Origin of the sequence: Mycolicibacterium hippocampi, from assembly GCF_010723735.1 — a bacterium.
Classification (GTDB): domain Bacteria; phylum Actinomycetota; class Actinomycetes; order Mycobacteriales; family Mycobacteriaceae; genus Mycobacterium; species Mycobacterium hippocampi.
In genome coordinates this window covers 959,764-980,469 of the sequence record NZ_BLLB01000002.1, presented here as the reverse complement: position 1 = coordinate 980,469, position 20,706 = coordinate 959,764, and the positions used below count along the sequence as shown (strand labels likewise).

Annotated in this window: 19 protein-coding genes and 3 pseudogenes; 12 read left to right on the top strand and 10 right to left on the bottom strand. The window is 64.4% G+C overall.

The features are described from left to right. Positions 1-103 precede the first annotated feature (103 nt). On the bottom strand, positions 104-376 hold the full coding sequence (locus G6N53_RS30110) for a cytochrome P450 (RefSeq protein ID WP_308494821.1): 273 nt from the start codon (positions 374-376) through the stop codon (positions 104-106). A 307-nt stretch (positions 377-683) separates the two neighbouring features. On the opposite strand from G6N53_RS30110, the pseudogene G6N53_RS05805 reads away from it, so the two are divergent. The 9 genes and pseudogenes from G6N53_RS05805 (at position 684) to G6N53_RS05765 (ending at position 8,562) form a co-directional block, all read left to right on the top strand. Further along, positions 684-1,766 (top strand): annotated as a pseudogene (locus tag G6N53_RS05805) (IS630 family transposase). Between the two features lie 299 nt (positions 1,767-2,065). Further along, the gene (locus G6N53_RS05800) at positions 2,066-2,575 is read left to right on the top strand and encodes an FAS1-like dehydratase domain-containing protein (protein ID WP_205390520.1); all 510 of its coding nucleotides are present in this window, start codon (positions 2,066-2,068) and stop codon (positions 2,573-2,575) included. Then, positions 2,572-3,009: a MaoC/PaaZ C-terminal domain-containing protein gene (locus G6N53_RS05795; protein ID WP_163887628.1), complete on the top strand. Its 438-nt coding sequence runs from the start codon at positions 2,572-2,574 to the stop codon at positions 3,007-3,009. The genes G6N53_RS05800 and G6N53_RS05795 overlap by 4 nt, the downstream gene beginning before the upstream one ends. A gap of 183 nt (positions 3,010-3,192) precedes the next feature. Next, a complete protein-coding gene (locus tag G6N53_RS05790) occupies positions 3,193-4,359 on the top strand; it encodes a thiolase family protein (protein ID WP_163887627.1) in 1,167 nt (388 codons plus the stop codon). Positions 4,360-4,393: 34 nt separating this feature from the next. Next, the gene (locus G6N53_RS05785; RefSeq protein WP_163887626.1) at positions 4,394-4,819 is read left to right on the top strand and encodes a Zn-ribbon domain-containing OB-fold protein; all 426 of its coding nucleotides are present in this window, start codon (positions 4,394-4,396) and stop codon (positions 4,817-4,819) included. 137 nt (positions 4,820-4,956) lie between these two features. Further along, positions 4,957-5,118, top strand: coding sequence for an AMP-binding enzyme (locus G6N53_RS05780; RefSeq protein WP_163887625.1), 162 nt, complete (start codon positions 4,957-4,959; stop codon positions 5,116-5,118). 128 nt (positions 5,119-5,246) lie between these two features. Then, on the top strand, positions 5,247-6,014 hold the full coding sequence (locus tag G6N53_RS05775; RefSeq protein ID WP_163887624.1) for an enoyl-CoA hydratase/isomerase family protein: 768 nt from the start codon (positions 5,247-5,249) through the stop codon (positions 6,012-6,014). Positions 6,015-6,016: 2 nt separating this feature from the next. Further along, positions 6,017-6,829 carry a TIGR03084 family metal-binding protein gene (locus tag G6N53_RS05770; RefSeq protein WP_163887623.1) on the top strand — a complete coding sequence of 271 codons (813 nt, stop codon included), beginning with the start codon at positions 6,017-6,019 and terminating at the stop codon, positions 6,827-6,829. Next, complete coding sequence (locus G6N53_RS05765) at positions 6,826-8,562, top strand: acyclic terpene utilization AtuA family protein (RefSeq protein ID WP_163887622.1); 1,737 nt, start codon at positions 6,826-6,828, stop codon at positions 8,560-8,562. Before G6N53_RS05770 ends, G6N53_RS05765 begins: the two co-directional genes overlap by 4 nt. Before the next feature lie 128 nt (positions 8,563-8,690). Here G6N53_RS05765 and G6N53_RS05760 read toward each other — a convergent pair whose 3' ends face one another. Together G6N53_RS05760 and G6N53_RS05755 are read right to left on the bottom strand one after the other, a co-directional pair. After that, the gene (locus G6N53_RS05760) at positions 8,691-9,425 is read right to left on the bottom strand and encodes an SDR family NAD(P)-dependent oxidoreductase (RefSeq protein ID WP_163887621.1); all 735 of its coding nucleotides are present in this window, start codon (positions 9,423-9,425) and stop codon (positions 8,691-8,693) included. A 10-nt stretch (positions 9,426-9,435) separates the two neighbouring features. Next, a pseudogene (locus tag G6N53_RS05755) lies at positions 9,436-9,867 on the bottom strand (enoyl-CoA hydratase-related protein); the annotation flags it as partial. A gap of 262 nt (positions 9,868-10,129) precedes the next feature. Here G6N53_RS05755 and G6N53_RS05750 point away from each other — a divergent pair. Together G6N53_RS05750 and G6N53_RS05745 are read left to right on the top strand one after the other, a co-directional pair. Then, positions 10,130-10,732, top strand: coding sequence for a TetR/AcrR family transcriptional regulator (locus tag G6N53_RS05750; RefSeq protein WP_163887620.1), 603 nt, complete (start codon positions 10,130-10,132; stop codon positions 10,730-10,732). A gap of 289 nt (positions 10,733-11,021) precedes the next feature. Further along, positions 11,022-12,166 (top strand): IS3 family transposase gene (locus G6N53_RS05745; protein ID WP_370332594.1). Its coding sequence is split into 2 segments (ribosomal slippage): positions 11,022-11,286 and positions 11,286-12,166, totalling 1,146 coding nucleotides; the frame shifts between segments, so codons are not numbered across the junction. A gap of 66 nt (positions 12,167-12,232) precedes the next feature. Here the strand turns inward: G6N53_RS05745 and G6N53_RS05740 are convergent. Beyond that, positions 12,233-13,378 carry an acyl-CoA dehydrogenase family protein gene (locus tag G6N53_RS05740; protein WP_163887618.1) on the bottom strand — a complete coding sequence of 382 codons (1,146 nt, stop codon included), beginning with the start codon at positions 13,376-13,378 and terminating at the stop codon, positions 12,233-12,235. Positions 13,379-13,524: 146 nt separating this feature from the next. On the opposite strand from G6N53_RS05740, the gene G6N53_RS05735 reads away from it, so the two are divergent. Further along, positions 13,525-14,232 (top strand): TetR/AcrR family transcriptional regulator, encoded by a 708-nt coding sequence (locus G6N53_RS05735; protein WP_237166428.1) that lies wholly within the window; start codon positions 13,525-13,527, stop codon positions 14,230-14,232. A 24-nt stretch (positions 14,233-14,256) separates the two neighbouring features. On the opposite strand, the gene G6N53_RS05730 is transcribed toward G6N53_RS05735, so the two are convergent. The 6 genes and pseudogenes from G6N53_RS05730 to G6N53_RS05710 form a co-directional block, all read right to left on the bottom strand. Next, positions 14,257-15,057 carry an SDR family NAD(P)-dependent oxidoreductase gene (locus G6N53_RS05730; protein WP_205390302.1) on the bottom strand — a complete coding sequence of 267 codons (801 nt, stop codon included), beginning with the start codon at positions 15,055-15,057 and terminating at the stop codon, positions 14,257-14,259. A 184-nt stretch (positions 15,058-15,241) separates the two neighbouring features. After that, positions 15,242-16,281, bottom strand: a pseudogene (locus G6N53_RS05725) (cytochrome P450); the annotation flags it as partial. After that, complete coding sequence (locus tag G6N53_RS30420; RefSeq protein ID WP_264064393.1) at positions 16,263-16,391, bottom strand: hypothetical protein; 129 nt, start codon at positions 16,389-16,391, stop codon at positions 16,263-16,265. The pseudogene G6N53_RS05725 and the gene G6N53_RS30420, both read right to left, overlap by 19 nt. 154 nt (positions 16,392-16,545) lie before the next feature. Then, positions 16,546-18,135: a flavin-containing monooxygenase gene (locus G6N53_RS05720; protein ID WP_163887617.1), complete on the bottom strand. Its 1,590-nt coding sequence runs from the start codon at positions 18,133-18,135 to the stop codon at positions 16,546-16,548. Between the two features lie 64 nt (positions 18,136-18,199). Further along, positions 18,200-19,162, bottom strand: a complete 963-nt coding sequence (locus tag G6N53_RS05715) for an alpha/beta hydrolase (protein WP_163887616.1) — start codon at positions 19,160-19,162, stop codon at positions 18,200-18,202. Further along, positions 19,159-20,673, bottom strand: coding sequence for a flavin-containing monooxygenase (locus G6N53_RS05710; protein ID WP_205390519.1), 1,515 nt, complete (start codon positions 20,671-20,673; stop codon positions 19,159-19,161). Before G6N53_RS05710 ends, G6N53_RS05715 begins: the two co-directional genes overlap by 4 nt. Between the last annotated feature and the right edge of the window lie 33 nt (positions 20,674-20,706).

The following is a 20,706-nucleotide window of genomic DNA, read 5'->3' as shown; positions in this document are numbered from 1 at the left end:
ACTGCGGCCAAGCCCACGCTCTGGCGTGGCGCACCCAGCTGAGATCCACCGTCACCGATTACGCGTTGGTTCGCGCATCGGTTTCTCGGACAGTCCTCGTTCATCACCGCGCGGGTGTCAGCCGGATCGGCAGGTAGGTGGCGCCCCGAAGTGAGCTGTTGGTTGACCAGGTGGCCGAACCGGCCGCTGCGATGGCCGAGGCTTGGGAAGTGAGTTCGCGGAGCACCGCCTGGCCCTCCATGCGACTGAGGGTTGCTCCGATGCACATGTGAACGCCGTAGCCGAAGGCGATGTGGTTGCGCGGATTTCGGTCAGCGCGGTAGGTATCGGGATCCTCGAAGACCTCAGGGTCGCGATTGGCCGCGCCGAATGCCAACAATAGCCGCGACCCGCTCAGGATAGGCGCCGCCGCGACGCCAGCTTCTCGCCGGCGTCGTTCATCAGATGCACATCGTGGTGGTCTTCTGCCCAGTCGTCTCCGACGAAGAGCATCGCATCGCCTCCTTGTCTCGATATGGATGAAACCTGTTCGAGCCGAAGGCATCCGGCGGCGACCTAATGGATCAGTGCTCGAACTGGCACGACATCCCATGAGCGCTACAGATGACCTCACCAACCGGCCGGGGCACGATCTAGTGGTGTGTCCCACAAATAAATAGTAGTTAGTTGGTGTGATTTTGGGCATGAGCAAACCCGTGCCCGCATTGAAGCTGACCGATGGGCAGCGCGAGGTGTTGGAGTCATTGGCCCGGTCGCAGTCCGAGGCGCATCGGGAAGTGGTGCGGGCCAAGGCTTTGCTGATGGCTGCCGACGGCGCGGCGAACGCGACGATCGCTGCGGCGCTGTCAGTGTCGCGGGGCACCGTGGCGAACTGGCGCACCCGGTTTGCCGAGGACGGTCTGGTCAAGTTCGGGCAGGTCCGTGAGGGGCGGGGCCGCAAGCCCTCGATCCCGGATGCCACCATCGAGAAGATTGTGACGCTGACCAAGGACTGCCGCCCCGAGGGCGAGACGCATTGGAGCACAAGGACGATGGCCGGGGTTGCCGGGGTGTCGAAGAGCAGCGTGCAGCGGGTGTGGAAGGAGTTGGGCCTCAAACCGCACCGGGTCGACACCTTCAAGGTGTCCAACGACCCGAAGTTCGAGGAGAAACTCGTCGATGTCGTGGGTCTGTATCTGAACCCGCCGGAGAACGCGATCGTGCTGTGCGCCGACGAAAAGTCCTCGGTGCAGGCACTGGACCGCACGCAGGCGTCACTGCCGATGACCAAAGGCCGCGGGCAGACGATGACCCACGACTACAAGCGCAACGGCACCACCACCCTGTTCGCCGCGTTGAACGTGTTGACCGGCATGGTGATCGGCCAATGCCTACCCCGGCACCGCCACCAGGAATTCCTGAAGTTCCTACGCACCATCGACCGCGAGGCTCCCCGGGGCCTGCAGATCCACCTGATCCTGGACAACTAAAGCACCCACAAGCACGCCGAGGTGCAGCGGTGGCTCGACAAACACCGCCGCTTCCACCTGCACTTCACACCCACCTCCTCGTCGTGGCTCAACCAGGTTGAACGTTGGTTCCGCGACCTGACCGACAAAGCACTGCGGCGTGGGGTCTTCGGATCGGTGCCCGACTTGACCGCCGCGATCCAGGACTACATCGACGCCCACAACAAGGACCCCAAACCCTACGTGTGGACCGCCACCGCCGAATCGATCCTCGCCAAGGTCGCGCGAGCACGCGCCACCCTCAATACTGTCAACTAATTACGGGACACACCACTAGCTTTAGGAGTTGACCATCACTCCAGGCGGCAACGGTGCTCACCGGCCGGCGGCTCGGTGATCAGCCTCCCGCTCCAGAGACAGAATCCCCGTCAAGGACACGCTGATCAACACCCATTAGGCGGCGTGGCCGCTGACCTGTTCCCGCATCGTCCGGTACGCTGACGCGCCGGGGACTTCAGCCCGATCCACCACGAAGAATCCGATTCTGCAGCCGGACCGCACCATCGATCGAAAGGACAACCGTGGCCACTTCGACCACCGACATCACCGGTCTCGGGATGGCCTTCGGGACTCTTGAGGAGGGCCGGGCCTGGGCCGGTCGCACCTCGCCGCGTAAGCAGGCCTGGTTTCCGATCGACCGCTCGATGGTGCTTTACTACTGCTCGCTGGTGGAGGACGGAAACCCGCGGTACTGGGAGGGCGACGAATGCCCGCCGGGTCTGTTGATGACGCTGAGCTTCAACCCCCAATGGACCCCCGAGCACCTCCACCGCGAGGACTCGCTGTTCGCATTCGGCGTGCCCTTGCCCGGTCACCACATCATCAATGCCTCCACCACCACCGAGCTGGAACGCCGGCCACGGATCGGCGACCACGTGTGGACCGTCGACGAGATCGTCTCGGTCTCGCCGGAGAAGACCACCCGTCTCGGCACCGGGGTGTTCATCACCTCTCTCACCACCTACGCCGACCAGCATGACAAGGTCATCGCGCGCAACACCAACGTGCTGTTCAGGTACGACATCACCGGTGGCGACCACCTGGGCCGAACTGAGGAGCAGCCATGACCAGCACCCCGACGGCGACACTACGGTTCGACGACGTCGCGGTCGGCGACGAGATCACCCCGGTCTCGATCCCGGTCACTTACAAGCGGGTCTGCATGAATGCGGCGTCCACCTGGGACTGGTTCCCTGGCCACCACGATCCCGAGTACGCGCGCAGCCAGGGTCAGCGGACGATCTACCTGTCGACACTGTTCTTCCACGGCTTCATCGACCGCGGCCTCGGCGACTGGGCCGGTCCCGATGCGCTGCTCCGTCGTCGCAAGATCTCCATGATTAAGTCGATCTACCCGGGACAGACCGCAACCCTCACCGGTCGCGTCATCGGCAAGCGCGAAGTGAACGGCACGAGCCTGATCGACCTGGAGCTCATGGTCAGCAGCGAGGAGGGGCCGTGTGTGCCCAGCGAGGCGACTCTGCAGCTCCCGACCGGATAGGCGTGCTCAATGAGCTCGAACGAGCCGTCAGACTTCGCCTCAGCCGAAACGGCACCCAGCCGTCGGCTGGCCACCCTGTGTCGAGCAACATGCCGAACCTGACGCGGAGCGGACGTCGGTGGCGGTGTGCGGTCACCGCCACCCCAGGCCAGCGATTGTTAGTCACTGCTAACGTCTTGACCCATGCCAGCACCACTCGCGACGCTCGCCGGATTCTCCGAGGTCACGCCCGGCCGTCTCGACCGCCCCTTCCTGGACTTGCACCTCGAGTCGGCCGTCGCCGCCCTGCGTGATGCGGGGATCGAGAGCTCTGATATCGACGGGCTGATCTGCGTGGGTTCCATGATGGGCGAGTCCATCGAGCACACGTTCCTGTCCGAGGAGATCCAGGACTCTCTCGGGCTCCACGAGCTCGGGTTGCAACTCGGTGTCCAGCTGGGCGGCGGGAGCCACCTCGCGATGCTCGGTGTCGCGACGCGAGCGATCCAGGCCGGTCAGTGCTCGGCAGTCCTGTGCGTGTCGGCCGGGGTCTTCCCGCCCATCCGTGACGTCGGCCGGCGCCTGATGACGATGACCTGCCATCCGGATTACGAGCTTCCCTACGCGCCGTCCATCCCCACCCTGTACGGGTTGATCGCGCAGTCGTGGCTCGACGAGGTCGGGCAGGGTCGCGAGGTGTTCGCCGAGGCCGTGGCCGCCCAGCAGGAATGGGCGCTGGCGCATCCGACCGCCATCGGCGCCGACGCCGGGAGGTTCACCGTCGAGCAGGTGCTCGACGCGCGGCACATCGCCGGTCCGTTCGGCTACCTCGACTGCTCCATTCCGTGCGAGGGTGGCGGCGCCTTCGTCGTCGTCTCGCCGGATCGGGCCGCACACCTGCCGCACCGAGCGGTGCACGTGGTCGGCATCGGGGAGGGCCATACCCACGGGTTCCTCACCTCGATGCCCGATCTTTCGCGGACCGGCGCGGTCCGCTCCGGCGCCACCGCGTTCGCCCAGGCCGGCATCACCCCCGCCGACATCCAATTAGCGCAGCTCTACGACGCGTTCAGCTCCAACCCGCTGATGCTGCTCGAGGAGCTTGGCCTCGCCGAGCGCGGCAAAGCCGTCGAGCTCTACCGGGAAGGCGCCACCCGTCCCGGTGGGCGGCTGCCAGTGAACACCAACGGCGGGCTGCTGCGTTTCGGCCACTCCGGCACGGCCTCGGGAATCTGCGGGATACTGGAGGCCTACCAGCAGATGACCGGCCGCGCGGCCGGCATCCAGGTCGGCCAGGCCGACCTCGGGGTCGTCCACGCCTACGGTTCCATGCTCTGCAGCCACGTCACCGTCATCCTGGAGGGGTCATGACCACCGAGACAATCAATTTCGCGGAGGCGCCGTCGTGACCGCCACCTACCTGGAGGGGTTGGCCGATCCGGCGGTCCTACCCCGCATCGATGATGTCAACCGCGGCCACTTCGAGGCGGCGGTCCGGGGGCGCCTCGCCGTACGCGAGTGCACCGCGTGCGGGCTGCTGTTCCACTACCCGCGCCCGTTCTGTCCCCGCTGCCACTCCGCCGAGCTGACGTGGACCGAACTGTCCGGCAACGCGACCGTGCTCGTCACCGCAGTCGTCAGCCGTCCCCCGTGGAACGACCTACCCCGATCGGCGCCCTACCCGGTCGTCGTGGTCCGCCTGGCCGAGGGCCCGCAGATGCTCTCCACCGTGGAGGGCTGCGACCCCACCACAGTGGTTGCGGGGATGGCGGTGCGTGCGGCGTTCGAGCGCGTCGGTGACATCGGCATCGTTCGATTCGTCCCCGCTTGAGTGCCCTGAACCGATCCGACGAGAGGACCACCCCGCCCATGGATCACGACCTGGACGCCAACATCATCAACCGGGTCCAGTTCGGCAAGTCCGGCGGTGAAACGTCGCCCCCATCGTGACATCGAAGCCGGGGCGTCGTGCTGACCGAAGAGGACCTGATCGCCGCCGCCCGCACCCGGCTGTCGGGGTTCAAGGTGCCCAAAGCCGTGCTGTTCACCGACGCCATGCCGCACACGGCCGCCGGCAAGATCCAGAAGAACGTGCTTCGCGAGCGCTACCGCAGCTACTTCGAGAGCTGACGCACCGGTCGCCCGAGTAAGGCCGATCGACGCTCGTTTCTGGTCATCGTGAGAACCTGCCGGGTAACGTACTGCGAGTGAACGAGCCCTCACATTGGGAGAGCGGGTGCCGATCAGGACGGGGATTGATGAGCGAGGAAGCGATCACCTACGAGGTCGTCGACGGGGTGGCCTGGTTGACGATCAATCGCCCCGAGGCACGGAACGCGCTCAACGGGGCGGTGCGGCAGGGACTGTTCGACACCGTTCACCGCTTCAACGCCGACGACTCCGCCAAGGTTCTGGTGCTGACCGGGGCCGGCGACAAGGCGTTCTGCGCCGGCGGGGACCTGAAAGAGATGGCGGAGACGGCGCTCACGGTTCCGCCGCCAGACTTCGCGCCGCAGTTCGGGCGCAACATCGAGGTCGTCAAGCCGACTATTGCCGCGGTGAACGGCGTCGCCTTCGCCGGTGGATTCCTGCTGGCCCAGCAGTGCGACCTCGTCATCGCAGCTGAGCACGCCAGGTTCGCGGTCAGCGAGGTCAAGGTAGGTCGCGGCTCGCCGTGGGCTGTCCCGCTGTCGTGGCTGCTGCCGCCGCGGATTGCGCTGCAGATTTTGATGACCGGCGACCCGATCACTGCCGAGCGCGCCCGCGAGGTAGGCATGGTGAACGAGGTCGTGCCCGCAGCGGAACTGCGGGAACGAACGCAGGAGATCGCCCTGCGGATCGCTTCCAACGCACCGCTGTCCGTACTCGCGGCGAAGAAGACCGTATACCTCTCCGCAGAGCACCACCTGACGGAGGCCTACGACCTCGCCGACCAGATATGGGAGCCGGTGTACCTCAGCGCCGACGCGCAAGAGGGTCCCGCCGCCTTCCGCGAGAAGCGCACACCGGTCTGGAAGGGACGTTAGCCGTGGCCGTGACAATGGAGTCCTTGATCACCGACATCGAGGCGGAGACGGCCGAGCTGAGGTCGCTGATCGCCGAGCTGCCCGACGGCCCGGCCGGGTGGGAGGCTCCGACCCCCGCGGCAGGCTGGGCGGTCCGCGATCAGATCAGCCATCTTGCTTTCTTCGACGACGCCGCGGTGCGCTCAGCGACCGACCCCGAAGGGTTCACGGCCGAGGTGCTGCCCATGCTCGCCGACGGCCGGATCTCCCCGGACACCATCGCCGAGCGCTACCGGCCGATGCCGACAGCGGAGCTGCTGTCCTGGTTCGACGGCGCGCGCCGCGCGCTCGTCGCCGCGTTCGCCACGGTCGACCCGTCAGTGCGGGTCCCGTGGTTCGGCCTCCCCATGAGCGCGGCCTCCTCGCTGACCGCGCGGATCATGGAGACCTGGGCGCACGGTCAGGACGTCGCCGACGCGCTGGGAGTGACCCGTGTGCCCTCGGCCCGGTTGCGCCACGTCGCCCACATCGGCGTGGGAGCACGGGCGTTCAGCTACATGGCCAACGGCCTGGAGGTGCCCACGGAGCCCGTCCGCGTCGAGCTCACGGCACCGGGGGGCACGCTGTGGACCTGGGGCCCCGAGGGCGTGCCCGACCGGGTCACTGGCACCGCGCACGACTTCTGCCTGCTGGTCACCCAGCGCAGGCATCGTGACGACACCGCGCTGGAAACCACCGGTCCGCTCGCCGACCAGTGGCTCTCCATCGCGCAGGCCTTCGCCGGACCTCCCGGAGGCGGGCGCACCGCAGGACAGTTCGACGGAGGTGCGGCGTGAGGGACCCGGTACGGATCGGGAATTGCTCGGGCTTCTACGGCGACCGGATCGCCGCGGCGCGGGAGATGGTCGAGGGCGGGGCGGGCGAGGAGAGCATCGACGTGCTCTGCGGCGACTACCTCGCTGAGCTGACGATGCTCATCCTGGCGAAGGCCCAGGCGAAGGACCCCGCGGGCGGCTACGCCCGCACGTTCCTGACCCAGATGGAGCAGGTGCTGGGCACCTGTTCCGATCGCGGTATCAAGATCGTGGCCAACGCCGGTGGGCTCAACCCGGCCGGGCTGGCCGTCAAACTGCGCGAGCTCGCGGACCGGCTCGGTATCACCGTCCGCGTCGCCCACGTCGAGGGTGACGACCTGCGCGGGAACCTCGCCGCGATCACCCCTGCGGTCGGTGAGGTCGAGCCGGTCTCGGCCAACGCCTACCTCGGCGGCTGGGGTATCGCCGAAGCGCTGGGTGCGGGCGCCGACGTCGTCGTCACCGGCCGCGTGACCGACGCCTCGCTCGTCGTCGGCCCGGCCGCCTGGTGGCACGGGTGGGAGCGCACCGACTGGGACCGGCTCGCCGGTGCCGTCGTGGCCGGCCACGTCATCGAATGCGGACCACAGGCCACGGGCGGCAACTACGCCTTCCTCGACGAGATCACCGACCGTCGCTACCCTGGCTTCCCGATCGCGGAGGTCGCGGCCGACGGCTCGTCGGTGATCACCAAGCACGCCGACACCGGGGGGCTGGTGTCGGTCGGTACGGTCACCGCCCAGCTGCTCTACGAGATCGCCGAGCCCGCCTATCTGGGGCCCGACGTGGTCACTCACTTCGACACGACCTCTCTGGCCCAGCAGGCCGAGCACCGGGTGGCGATCACGGGTGCCACCGGCAGCCCGCCACCGGAGACGCTCAAGGTGGCGCTGAACGAGGTCGGCGGCTACCGGAACACCATGACGATGGTGCTCACCGGCTTGGACGTGGAGGCGAAGGCCGCGTTCGCGCAGCAGCAGCTTTTCGACATCCTCGGCGGCTCGGACTCCTTCGCCGAGACCGACGTCCGGTTGCTGCGTTTCGACACACCGGACGCCCCCACCAACGACCAAGCGTGCGCGCACCTGCGGATCACGGTCAAGGACACCGACCCGCGCAAGGTCGGCCGGGCGTTCTCGAGCGCAATCATGGAGATCGCTCTGGCCGGGTACGCGGGCTTCCACACCACCACGCCACCCACATCGGAGTCGGCGTTCGGCGTGTACCGCCCAGCGGCCGTGCCCCGGTCGAGCGTGACACAGGTCGTGGTGCTGCCCGACGGTGAGCGCCGGACGATCGCCGATCCGCCGACCGGCAGCGTGCCGGCCGCGAAAGTCGCGGGCTGCACGGCCGCCGCGCCGCCGACCGAGCCGACGTGCCGCGCGCCACTGGGCGCAGTGCTGGGCGCGCGGTCCGGCGACAAGGGCGCCAACGCCAATATCGGTCTCTGGGCCCGCGACGATGCCGGCTACGCCTGGGCGTGCGAGCACCTGACCGTCGAGCGGCTGCGCGGGCTGCTCGGCCCGGAGGCTGCGCAGCTGCGCGTAGAGCGGTTCGACCTGCCCAACCTGCGTGCGCTCAACGTCGTAGTGCACGGGCTGCTGGGAGAAGGCGTGGCATCCTCGGCCCGGCCCGATCCCCAGGCGAAGGGCTTGGGCGAGTACCTGCGCTCCCGCATCGTCGATATCCCGCAATCCTTGCTCAGCGCGACCTGAACAGCGCCGGTGAACCGGCCGGTGACCCGGCCGTTGGCCGATCTGCCGGCGGCCGGCTACCCGCCTGGTGTTGCAGGTCGCGGCGCCGCGTCACCGCCGCACCACGCCGCAGTGCGGGCGGACGGTGTTCAACCAGCCATCGTCAGGCCGCCGCTGACGCTGATCACCTGACCGGTGATAAACGACGCGGCCTCGGAGGCAAAGAACACAATCGGCGCGGCCACCTCCTCTGGGCGCGCAAGCCGCCGAAACGGAATCGCCTTAATCAACGCATCTTTCAGCTTATCGGCCTGGGCGTGGAACAACGGAGTGTCGGTAGGCCCCGGGCACACACAGTTGACATTGACATCGTGCCTGGCCATCTCGCGAGCAAGCGACTTGGTGAGCGCAATGACGCCGCCCTTGGCCCCGGCATAGATGCTTTCTCCCGAGCTGCCCACCCGCCCGGCGTCGCTGGCGACATTGACCACCCAGCCACCGTTGCCGGTCTCTATCATCCCCGGCAGAAATGCGCTGCACATATGCACCGGGCCGAGGTAGTTGATGGCCACCACCCTTTCGGCGAATTCTGTGGTGGCGTTCAGGAATTTTTCGGTGCGGTCCCATCCGGCAGCATTCACCAGAACGTTCGGAATACCCACCTCGCTATGTACCCGCTCGCGGAGTTGATCGACTGACTTGCGGTCTGCGATATCAACCCCCATCGCAAATACCGAGTCGGGGGAGCATTCCGACGTGCGCTTTGCCGCTTCCAAATCGAGATCAGCCGCAATCACTTTATCGCCTTGCATCGCGAAGGCCAGTGCGGCGGCCTTGCCGATCCCGGATCCGGCTCCGGTAACGACGACGATGTTGTCTGTCACGTTTGCATCCTCACGCCTTGGCAAACTTAGAAAAATCAGGACTGCGCTTCTCGGCAAAAGCCGCCACGCCCTCCAGCCCTTCCGGCGTGTGCGTATACAGATTTAGCGCAGACATTGCCAAATTGCTTAGTCCCGCCTGATGGTCGGTGTCGGCGTTGAACGACTGCTTGAGGAAACGGATGGCCGTCGGACTCTTCTCGGCAATCTCCGCGGCCACGACTTTGGCCTCGTCCAAGAGACTTCTCGCAGGGACGACCCAGTTGACCAAGCCCCACCGTTCGGCGGTGTCAGCGTCATACTGGCGGCACAAGTACCGCATCTCGCGGGCGCGTTTCTCGCCGATGACCCGCGCCAGGAAGGCAGAGCCGAACCCGGCGTCGAACGATCCCACACGGGGTCCGGCCTGGCCGAACTTAGCCGTGTCGGCTGCGATCGTGAGGTCGCCCTCGTACTCCTCGGCCACTGCCTCTCCTCTGATGCATTGCCACCGTTGAGTGTCGTACCGTGAATGCGAATTCACATGTGCTGAACGTAGATCGATCGCTGTCCGGCGTCAACACCTGCCAGCCGTGCCGAAAACCCCTGCTGTTACGCGCGAGCCGTTCGCACGCGCCACTTGGCTTGTGAGCAGGTGTTAACGTTCCCGTGGGGTCTCTGAATGCCGTGTAAGCCCGTGCCGTGCCAGATGACGAGGGAAGGTAACGATGAGCAAAGCGGTCGAAACCGGACGCACTCGGGTCGGCGGCGAGCGTCGGGAGCGGATTCTTGCCTCGGCAGCGGAGTTGATTGCCGAGCGGGGCTACCACGCTGTTTCGATGGCCGACATCGGGATTGCATCAGGGGTTGTCGGGCCTGCCATATATCGCCATTTTGACAGCAAGGGCGACTTATTGGCGGCCCTCTTCGAACGAGTGGTGGACAGCCTCCTAGAGCGCGCCGCGACGATCGTCGAGCAATCTCGCGACGAGGCGGAGGCGTTGACCGAGCTGGTGTCCGACCAAGTCGCCTTGGTAATGGATCAACGCGAGCTGGCGGTGGTGTATTACCGCGAGGTGCACAACCTGCCCGATCAGCAGCAGAGACGGTTACGCCGAAAACAGCGGCTCTATCTCGAGGAGTGGGTACACCTCGTTGGCGAGTTGCGCCCCGCGGTCGACGAGATTGAGCTTCGCGGGATGGTCCATGGGGCCATCGGCGCCATCCAATCGATCTTGCATTACCGCGGCACTGGACTCACCCCCGAACGGACTTCGGCGCTGCTCGCTGCCATGGGTCACGCCGTACTCGGCGTTCCCGCGTCGAGTTAACAATCGGACGCCTCGGCCGCTGAGCCATCACGTCCCCCCCGACCCAGCTCGCTGCGTATTCAGGCGCATTGGGGTACCCGCATAACTGTCTCGCTGGGAGCCGAACTCGCCGATTAGCCGTTCAATGAGCCGTCCCGTACGCCGTCCCCGTCCGCGAACGCTCGTCTCCTGCGGCGGAATATTGTGGACAAATCCAGACGGTCGAATTCGTGGCGTGTTCCCGCTGAATGAGCCCAACCAGTTTTAGAGTCCTGTGGCCCGATGTCGGGCTGGAAGGGACGATGAACACATGGCTGGTCGGAAGCGGAATTCCGCGGAGGACATCGTGCGCAAACTGCGCCGGGCGGATGAGCTGGCTGCCGAGGGCAAGACCGGCGAGGAGATCGCCGCTGAGCTACAGGTCTCGCCGGCGACGCTGTACAACTGGCGACGCACCTACGGCGGCATGGACACCGACGCCGCCAAAGAGCTCAAGGAGCTGCGCGAGCAGAACGCCCGCCTCAAGCGGCTGCTGGCCGACGCCGAGTTGGAGAAGGACGCGCTGCGGGAGGTCGCGAAGGGAAAATTCTGAGCCCAGCTGCCAAGCGCCGCGCCGTGGACATGCTCAAAGCCACGTTGAGCATGTCGGAACGGCTGGCGTGCAAAGCCGTTGGGCTGGCCCGATCCACCTATCGCCGCCTGCCGCTGGCGCAGACCCCCGATGATCCGGACGCCGAAATGAGGGCCTGGCTGCGCGCCTACGCCACCAAACATCCCTGTCACGGGTTCCGGCGGGCCTGGGCGGCGCTGCGCCACGACGAGCGCCGTGAGGTCAACAAGAAGAAGATCCACCGGCTCTGGCGCGAAGAGGGCCTGCAAGTCAAGATCGTGTCCCCGCGCAAGCGCGCAGGCGTCTCGTCGGTGCCGCCGATCGTGGCCGATGCGCCCAACGTGGTGTGGGCCATCGATTTCCAGTTCGACTCCACCATCGACGGCAAGGCCATCAAGATCGCCTCGATGATCGACGAACACACCCGAGAATCGCTGCTGAACCTGGTGGAGCGCTCGATCACCGGCGAGGCGCTTGTTGCCGAGCTCACCAAGGTCTTCGCCGCTCACGGCGGCCCACCGAAAGTACTGCGCATGGACAACGGACCGGAAATGGTTTCTCAAGCGCTGCAACGGTTCTGCGAGAACAAGACCGGCATGGTCTACATCCCGCCGGGTTGCCCGTGGGACAACGGCTACATCGAATCGTTCAACAACAGACTCAGGAGGGAGTGCCTCAACCGCAACTACTGGAACACCCTGTTCGAGGCCCGCGTGGTCATCGGCGACTTCAAGCACGAGCACAACACCCGGCACCGCCACTCGGCCCTGGGCTACCGCACGCCGGCCGAGTACGCTGCCGCCTGCAGGTGCACCCACACCCCGATGGCCTGCAGCATCACCTGAGAACGGATTCAAACCAACCCGACTCTATGACCGGGTGGACTCAGTATCGGGGACTCGCCATTCGGTCTAAAGCGACCGAGCAATAATCTCCTTCATGATCTCGTTCGTCCCACCGTAGATCTTCTGGACGCGAGCATCGGCCCACATCCTGCCGATGGGATATTCGGTCATGTAGCCGTACCCGCCGTGTAGTTGCAAGCAGTCATCGAGGGCCACCATGGCGCGCTCGGTAGTCCACCACTTCGCCATTGCGACTGTGGGTATGTCGAGTTCGCCGCGCAGGTGGCGGGCGATACAGTCGTCGATGAATACGCGGCTGATGTGCGCATCGGTGGCGACCTCGGCAAGTTTGAACTTGGTGTTCTGGAAGGCGAAGACGGGCTTGCCGAAGGCATGCCGGTCCTTGGTGTACTCGACGGTGAACTCGAGCGCTGTTTCTACCACTGTCACTGCACCGAGCGCGAGGATCAACCGCTCTTGGGGCAGTTGCTGCATCAGCTGAATGAAGCCCTGGCCTTCGGTCGTACCGAGGAGGTTCGCAACGGGGATGTGCACGTCTTCAAAGTAGAGCTCGGACGTGTCCTGGCCGCGCTGACCGACCTTGTCCAACACCCGACCGCGACGAAAGCCCGGCCGGTCGCCTTCGACCAACACCAACGAGATTCCATTCGCTCCGGCATTCGGGTCGGTCTTGGCGACCACGATGATCAAGTCGGCCTGAGCGCCATTGGTGATGAAGGTCTTGGACCCGTTCACGATGTATTCGTCCCCGACGCGTACTGCCTTGGTCGTGACAGACTGGAGGTCAGATCCCGTACCTGGCTCCGTCATGGCGATCGCCCCAACCATCTCACCGGTCGCCAGTCGAGGAAGAAAGCGCTCCTTCTGCTCATCGGTGCCGTACTCGAGCAGGTAGTGGGCCACGATTCCACTGTGCAGTGGCGCGCCCCATGCCGAATCGCCGACGCGGGCCTGTTCCTCGATCAATACCGCCTCGTGAGCGAACGTTCCCCCACCGCCGCCGTACTGCTCGGGGATCGACATGCAGAGCAATCCCAACTCGCCCGCCCGAGTCCACAGATCCCGGTCAACATGGTGCTGGTCGATGAAGCGGTCGATGTGCGGCGCGACCTCCTTTTCGCAGAACGCTCGCGCCAGGTCTCTCAGCGCATCGAGGTCGTCATCCATCCAGCTTGAGCGATTGGCGGCCATTCGAGTGTCCTCACTTTGTCTGGTTGCGCACCGATCCCGGAGTGGGCTCGCTGTCACGCTGTGGGTACATGGTGTACCACGAAACGGACACTGGGTACAACTCGTACCCAGAACATGCAGGCACGCTGAGCGCTACGGTGAGCATCGTGGAGCGAAAGCAGTGGGTGGACACCACAGCGGTACGCCGTGCAACCAGTAGGGTGCCGGGCCGTGATCTACGTCGCGGGCAGATCATCGAAGCCGCCCTCAGCGCGATCGAGGAGAACGGCCCCCACGCACTCACAGGCCAAATCGCGGACAAGGCGGGTTTGGGCCGCACGCACTTCTACCGCCACTTCGCGAGTAAGGAAGAACTCGATCTGGCCGTCGCCCGCCACGTCCACCGCGAACTCACGGCGAAGATACGCCTAACTTTGGACGTGCAGGGTTCACCATTGGACGTGATTCGCGCTCCCGTGAGTCAGCACGTCATGTGGGCTGACGAACATCCCAACCTGTATCGTTTTCTGGTCAATCGGGACTACCGGCGCAGCAATGAGAAAACGACGCCCGGAAGAAGTGCGTTCGCCTCCGAACTCGCAGTAGCGGGCGCCCGCTACTTTCCTCGCTACGGGGACGATTCCGACGCTGCCGACCGTAACGTCGCCGCCATCATGGGCCTGATCGACGCATCGGTCCTGTGGTGGCTGGACCATCGAGACTCCACTCGCGACGAACTCGTCATTCGGTTGACACGGCAAACGTGGTTGATCATCGATGACAGGCTGCACGAGCTGGGAGCCCACCTCGATCCCCAAGTCCCGCTGAGCGAACCCGCGACCTCATCACGCCCAACTCGAGCATGGCCGGGCTAGCCCCGTCCCATCTTCGACACAGCGTCAACGATGCCTGCGTTGGCGCCGCTCACCGCGCCCACGCATCAACGCGAAAACCTTCAACCCGAGCGACGGTGCGGCGTCACTAGAGCGGGCAACGATGCCACGCCACCGAGGAACCACCCGGAATATCTGGCGACTGTCCAGTAACTCCAGCCCTGCACGGGCCACGTCCGCAGCGTCCATCGGACTGGGTCCGGCGAACAGTAATGCCGCGCCTGGATCGGCAACTCGGTCGTTGACCATTTTCGTACTGACCACGTCGGGGCACAGCGCACGTGCGCGAATGGGCAAACCCGCATGGTCGAGGTCACCTTGCAATGACGTAGTGAACGACAATACGGCCGCTTTGGTGGCTCCGTACATCGCGAGTCCAGGGACGGGCGCCAGTGCCGAGAGCGAAGCGATGTTGAGGATCGCGCCCCCATCTGCGCCCATAGCGGCGACCGCGGCGTGTGAGCCCGCCACAACGCCTCGCACATTGATATCGAGGATCGACGCAACCTCCACATCGGTGTGGCTCCAGCTATCGCCCGCGATCAGGACCCCGGCGTTGTTTACCCATACCGCCAGACGACCCGCGGCCGAAGCCTGCGCAGCGATATCACGATGGACCGACGGATCTCTTACGTCGTGTCTGGCACTCCAAGCGCCCCGGCCGACCTCGGCGGCAGCACGCTCTGCTGCGTCGCCGTCTACATCCGTGAGCAACACCCGGTGGCCGGCAACGGCGAGTTGTCGCGCGATCTCCAAACCAATCCCTCGACCTGCTCCGGTCACGACGGCTGTTGATGGTTCTTGCATGACAATCCTTCCGGCAGTGTGCGTAGTTTTACCTACTACGGTTCGCCCGGGTTTGTGGAGGGTTCCGATGTCGATTCGTTAGGGACTGTGTCAATATTGCCGACACAACGATGTCCGTCGGCGCCCTTGTGGGTGCAACGCGCTCGGCTTCCCCTTTAGATGTCTCCTGGAGCGGTTCTCGACATCATCTGCGACGCAACGTAATGGGCAGGCCGTCGGTGGGGATAGGCAAGGACGTATTATCCCACCGAACGGGGTAGCCGTCCTCCAGGCTCCAGGTGAATTCCCGCAGCATCTCGTGCAGTGTTGCCTTCACCTCCAAGGTGCCAAAGTGCATCCCGATGCACTTGTGCGCGCCCCCTCCGAACGGAAGCCAGGCGAAGCGGTGGGCCTCATCCTCGCGCCTTGGCGGTTCGACTCGCGTTGGATCGAACCGGTCCGGCTCGGTCCACCCCGTGGGCGCAAAGTGGTTGACCGCAGGCGTGATGGCGACAAGCACTCCAGAGGGGATGTAGTAGCCATCTATTGAAGTTTCGGTCACCGTTTTACGCATAACCAACGGTACGGGTGCAACTAATCTGAGCAACTCCTTGATGACCAAGTCCATCGCCGTTAGCCTCTCGAGGTCCCCAATGTCCGGTAGATCGTCGCCGAGACGGTCAGACTCAGCACGAAGTCGATCCTGCCATTCGGGATTCTTCGCCAAAAAGTACGCCACCGCGGCAGTGGTGATCGTTGACGTGTCATGCGCGGCCATCTTCAAAAAAATCATATGATTTATGATGTCGGCATCAGTGAAGCGTTCGCCGTCCTCGGCGCGCGCCTCACATAAAGCGGCGAGTAGATCATCATTCTGTCCCGTGCGGGCCGCCGGTAAGTGTCGGGCGAAATACTCCTCCAACACCCGGCGACCGCGTACTCCGGAGGGTACCGCGTCCCCGGCAGAGGAGCGCGCACGATCGCACTGGCGGCGCGGACGGTTGCTACGAAGGCTCGATTTACTGAACCGCTGTCCTCTTTCCCGCGGCCGCCCATGAACACATCGGTCGCGACGTTGCGCGTCAAATCCTTCAGCAGGGGATACAAGCGGACGCCCGAACCGGTCGGCCACTTCGGGATGCTAGAACGAACCGATGGCCCGACCTGCTTGACATAGCCTGTCAGTCGCGGACGCGTGAACGCCTCCTGCATGATTCGCCGATGCATCAGATGTTCATCGAAGCTCGTCGGCTCTCCTGGAGCCCCCGCTCGACGCGCTGCGGGAGGGGAGCCAACAGTACCGACGACAGCCGCTCACGGGGCTTGCCTGCCGACACGGACGGCGATTTGGTCATCGAGTGCCCCCTTGATGTTGTTTCTCGCATTATCGGAAGGATTTCACCCATCGTTTACACCGGTGACCACCCTGTCAACGGCGATCACAGTTGCCGCTCGAATGTCAGCGACTCCACGCCGTCCTCGGATACCCGTCACTGAACAGAGCCGCCACTAGTCGACGCTATCGGCCCCGCTGGGGGCATAGGGCATGTCGGCCAGATAGGTGTTGGCCGGCTCGGGTGTCCCCCTGCGCGACGAGTTCGCGGGCGCGGGACGCGACAGGACGTAAGCGCGCCGCTTCGGCCTGCGCGTACGAAGGCGATACAGGAAGGTCGGGCTGGGCCAGTTGGTGGATATCGAACCGCGCGCCGAGCGATACCAGCTCGTGCACATAGTCCACACGGATTTGTCCAGGCGGCGACCCAACCGGTCGTTGAAGCGCTTCTCCACGTCGGCACGCACCTCGATGACACTTCGCGGATGGGCACGGAGAACCTTCATCAACCTGACGATGTGTCGGGCCTGCGACTCGAGCATGTAGACAATCGACCCGGATCCCACGTTGGTGTTCGGCCCGTACATCATGAGGAAATTCGGGAAATCTGGCACCGACAGGCCGTAGTAGGCGTGCGCGCCATCTGCCCACACGTCCGACAATGTTCGGTCCGAGCGGCCGTGGACCTCCATCGGGGAAAGAAACTCGGTGGCACTGAAGCCGGTGCCGTAGATGATGACGTCGGCGGCATGGAATTCGCCGTCCACCGTGCGAATTCCGCCAGGTTCTACTGCCTCGATATCGTCGGTCACCAGTGCGACGTTGGGACGGGCGAGTGCGGGGTAGTAGTCGCTGGAGAACAGAATCCTCTTGCATCCGGGCGCATAGTCCGGTGTCAGTTGGGAACGCAGCCGCGCGTCGTGCACCTGGCGGCCTAGGTGCCTGAGGGCAACGCCGCCAAGGACTCGCGCTACCGGCTTCGCATCGACGAGTGCCAACGCCAAGAACTCGAATATCGTCCAGATCATCAGGCGTTCGCTGAGCCGCAGAATGGGTAACCTGCGCAGCAATTGGTGATGCCGCCCACCGTACTGACGATCGAATTTGGGCAGCACCCATGGGGCTGACCGTTGGAAAACATCCAAGTGCGCGGCGCATGCAGCGACCACCGGGACGAATTGCACCGCACTTGCGCCAGTGCCGACGACCGCAATGCGCTTGCCGCTGAGATTCAGATCGTGGTCCCAATTGGCGGAATGAAACGACGGGCCCGCGAACCCCGACATTCCAGGAATGTTCGGGATCGACGGCCGCGACAGCTGTCCCACGGCCGAAATGACGACATCACACTCCAATTCTTCGTTGGAAGTCGTGGTCAGACGCCATGTGTTCGAGCGCTCATCGAAGGCTGCCTTGGCGATTTCGGTCTTCGTCCGAAGGAGGGGCAGCAATCCACTTTCGTCGACGACGCGGCGAAGGTAGGCGAGGATGTCGCGTTGTTCCGCGTAACGCCGGCCCCACGTGGGATTCGGCGCCGAGGAGATCGAGTACAACTGCGACGGGACATCACAGGCAGCCCCCGGGTAGGTGTTCTCCCGCCAGACTCCCCCGACACCATCGCCCTTTTCGACGATGAGGACCCTGTCGAACCCCGCGCGTGTGAGGCGGAGTGCCAGGGTAATCCCGGCGAAGCCGGCGCCGATGATGACGATCGACGGGTTGCCAGGCGGAATCACCTGGTTTTGTTCACGTTTCGCGGTATTCATCGTTAGCTCATCACAACCTTCGTGCTGGGGGGGCCTCGTGGTCAAGGCGTGCGCCGAGGCGCTGTCAACGGACGGTGGCCGCGGTAGCCAAGAACTCGCCACTGAGCCTGAGGGCCTCTCGCGCTTCGGGCAGTAGGCGGAACATCGCCTGGAAGACATGGATCTGGCCACGGAAGACTTGCAACTGCGAGGAGACCCCTGCAGTTTGCAGACGTTTGGCAAAGACTCTGGAGTCGTCGAGCAACATCTCTCGTCCGCCGACCTGAATCAAAGTTGGTGGCATGTCCGTGAGATCAGCGTCAAGCACGCTTATCCTCGGGTCGGCTGGATCGGCGCCCGCCACGTACAGACCCATTGTTCTCGACGCAGAGATGGCGCACGCAAAGGGGTCCCGTCTGCGCAGATCACGGCCCATCGCAAGTTGACATGTCAAATCCAGCACCGGCGACATCAGCAGCATGGCATCCGGCGTCGGCAGTCGATGTTCCCGAGCGCCAAGCGCCGTCGCCGCAGCAAGCTGGCCGCCTGCGGAATCTCCGGCGAGCGCCACCGTGCCAGAAGACGCGGTGATCGCGCTTCCCTCTGTCAACCATCGATAGGCGATCAGTGCATCATCTGCGGCCGCCGGGAAGGGATATTTCGGGACCAACCGATAGCGCACGGCAAATACCGGCCTGCGGGCGGCCGCGGACAGTTCGCTGATGAGGCCACGGTGGGTCTCGGGAGAGCACATAGAAAATGCGCCGCCGTGTATATAAAGAATCGGCGGAGCATCCGAGGCCACGTTGGCCGCCTTGACCCAGTCGCCTCGCACATGTTCACCGGCGAAGGGCGTGTCTACCTTCTCGACACTGATTGCGCGCCTTGGCCGCGACACCACGAGTGTTCCCCGTAGCACGCGGTCCATGACCGCGAAGCCATGCTCGTTGGCCGGAATCACCTGCGTGAGAGGTCGAAGAACGCGTCGCGCCGTTGCCGCGACCAGGTGGCTCGCCATGCTCGGATTCGGCCTGGCAGGTGAACTCATCCGGCGGTGTCCACCTTCTGTGGGGCAGTGTCCGCCTTTTTCGCCGGTCGCCGTTCGAAACGGTAGTCGGCCAAGTCGAATCGTCGACTGCGCCAGATCGACTCGACCGTCGTCGTGGGACGCAGAGGCACGTCCCCATGCTTGTCGAAGTAATAGCTGTTCGCGCCCGCGCAGCTGTCCTGCCAGAAGACCTGCGTATGCCGCCGTGCCAGCATCTCCGCGAAGAAGCGTTGATTCGCCTCCTCGCGTACCTCGACGTAGTTCGAGTCGGCCGTCCTGGCATGCCGGAGGCAACGGAGAATGTGGCCCGCCTGTGCCTCGATGAGTGCGAAGTAGGACGACCCGTTGTATCCGTACGGGCCAAACACTGAGAAATGGTTCGGGAATCCTGGCACGCTGACGCCCTCATATGCCTGGAGTCGGTTCTCGTCCCACCACTGTGCCTGGTCTCGGCCGGCGACACCTCTGAGCGAGTAGGTGGGCATGCTGTCCGATTCCATGACCTTGAATCCCGTTGCCAGGACGAGCACGTCGATCTCGTGTCTGACGCCATCGGCCGTAATTACCGCGGTCTCATCCACCCGGGTGATGGGGTTGGTTTCAAGATGGACGTTCTCGCGGTTGAACGTCTTCAAATATTCGTTGTGAAAGCTTGGTCGCTTGCAGCCCAGCGCGTAACGCGGCGTCAGCTTCTCGCGAACGACCGGGTCGGTGACCTGCCGACGCATATAGCTGATCGCTGCACGCTCGATCGCCGACGCCAGCGGTATGGCGGTATGGAAGTGCGCTGCGACGGGAAAGGTGAGTTCGACAAAGGCCTGGCTGGCTCCCCGCGCGGCGATCTGCGCTCCGGGTGCGAGCCGGAGAAGAGCACTCAGCGGGCGGGGCACCGCGAAGTCGAATTTCGGCAGACACCATATCGGTGTGCGCTGGAAGACGGTGAGTTGGTCGACCTCCCTCGCGATCGAGGGGATCAGTTGCACCGCCGAGGCGCCCGTCCCAATGACGGCGACTCTTTTTCCGGTGAGGTTTTGTTCGTGGTCCCAACGCGACGTGTGCATCGTGACCCCGCCGAAGTCCCCGACCCCCGGTATGTCCGGCGCTTTTGGTCGCGTGAGAACCCCGGAGGCATTGATGACGAACCTGGCTGTCAGTTCCTCGTCCGTCGAGGTAAACAAACGCCACAATGTCGATTCTTCGTCGAACTCAGCCCTCACAACCGTGACTCCGAAGCGGATGCGCGACGCGAGGCCATACTTTTCCACGCAATGCTTCGCATAGTTCTTGAGTTCGATCCCCGGCGCATAGGTACGTGACCACGACGAGCGTTTCTCAAAGGAGAACTGGTAGCTATATGACGGAATGTCTACGGCAATCCCCGGGTAGGTATTCCAATACCACGTTCCACCCACCCCTTGGGCCTCATCAACGATGAGGAAGTCTGAGAAACCTTCCTTCAGCAGCTTGATGCCCACCCCGATCCCGGAGAATCCAGCTCCGATGACCAATATCTCGTGGGTGGGGACCTCGTACGTAGGGGCTTC

Coding starts and splice junctions, on each gene's coding strand:
- G6N53_RS05800 (WP_205390520.1), top strand. CDS start 2,066: ATGGCCTTCGGGACTCTTGAGGAGGGCCGGGCCTGGGCCGGTCGCACC.
- G6N53_RS05795 (WP_163887628.1), top strand. CDS start 2,572: ATGACCAGCACCCCGACGGCGACACTACGGTTCGACGACGTCGCGGTC.
- G6N53_RS05790 (WP_163887627.1), top strand. CDS start 3,193: ATGCCAGCACCACTCGCGACGCTCGCCGGATTCTCCGAGGTCACGCCC.
- G6N53_RS05775 (WP_163887624.1), top strand. CDS start 5,247: ATGAGCGAGGAAGCGATCACCTACGAGGTCGTCGACGGGGTGGCCTGG.
- G6N53_RS05750 (WP_163887620.1), top strand. CDS start 10,130: ATGAGCAAAGCGGTCGAAACCGGACGCACTCGGGTCGGCGGCGAGCGT.
- G6N53_RS05740 (WP_163887618.1), bottom strand. CDS start 13,378: ATGGCCGCCAATCGCTCAAGCTGGATGGATGACGACCTCGATGCGCTG.
- G6N53_RS05730 (WP_205390302.1), bottom strand. CDS start 15,057: ATGCAAGAACCATCAACAGCCGTCGTGACCGGAGCAGGTCGAGGGATT.
- G6N53_RS30420 (WP_264064393.1), bottom strand. CDS start 16,391: ATGACCAAATCGCCGTCCGTGTCGGCAGGCAAGCCCCGTGAGCGGCTG.
- G6N53_RS05720 (WP_163887617.1), bottom strand. CDS start 18,135: ATGAATACCGCGAAACGTGAACAAAACCAGGTGATTCCGCCTGGCAAC.
- G6N53_RS05715 (WP_163887616.1), bottom strand. CDS start 19,162: ATGAGTTCACCTGCCAGGCCGAATCCGAGCATGGCGAGCCACCTGGTC.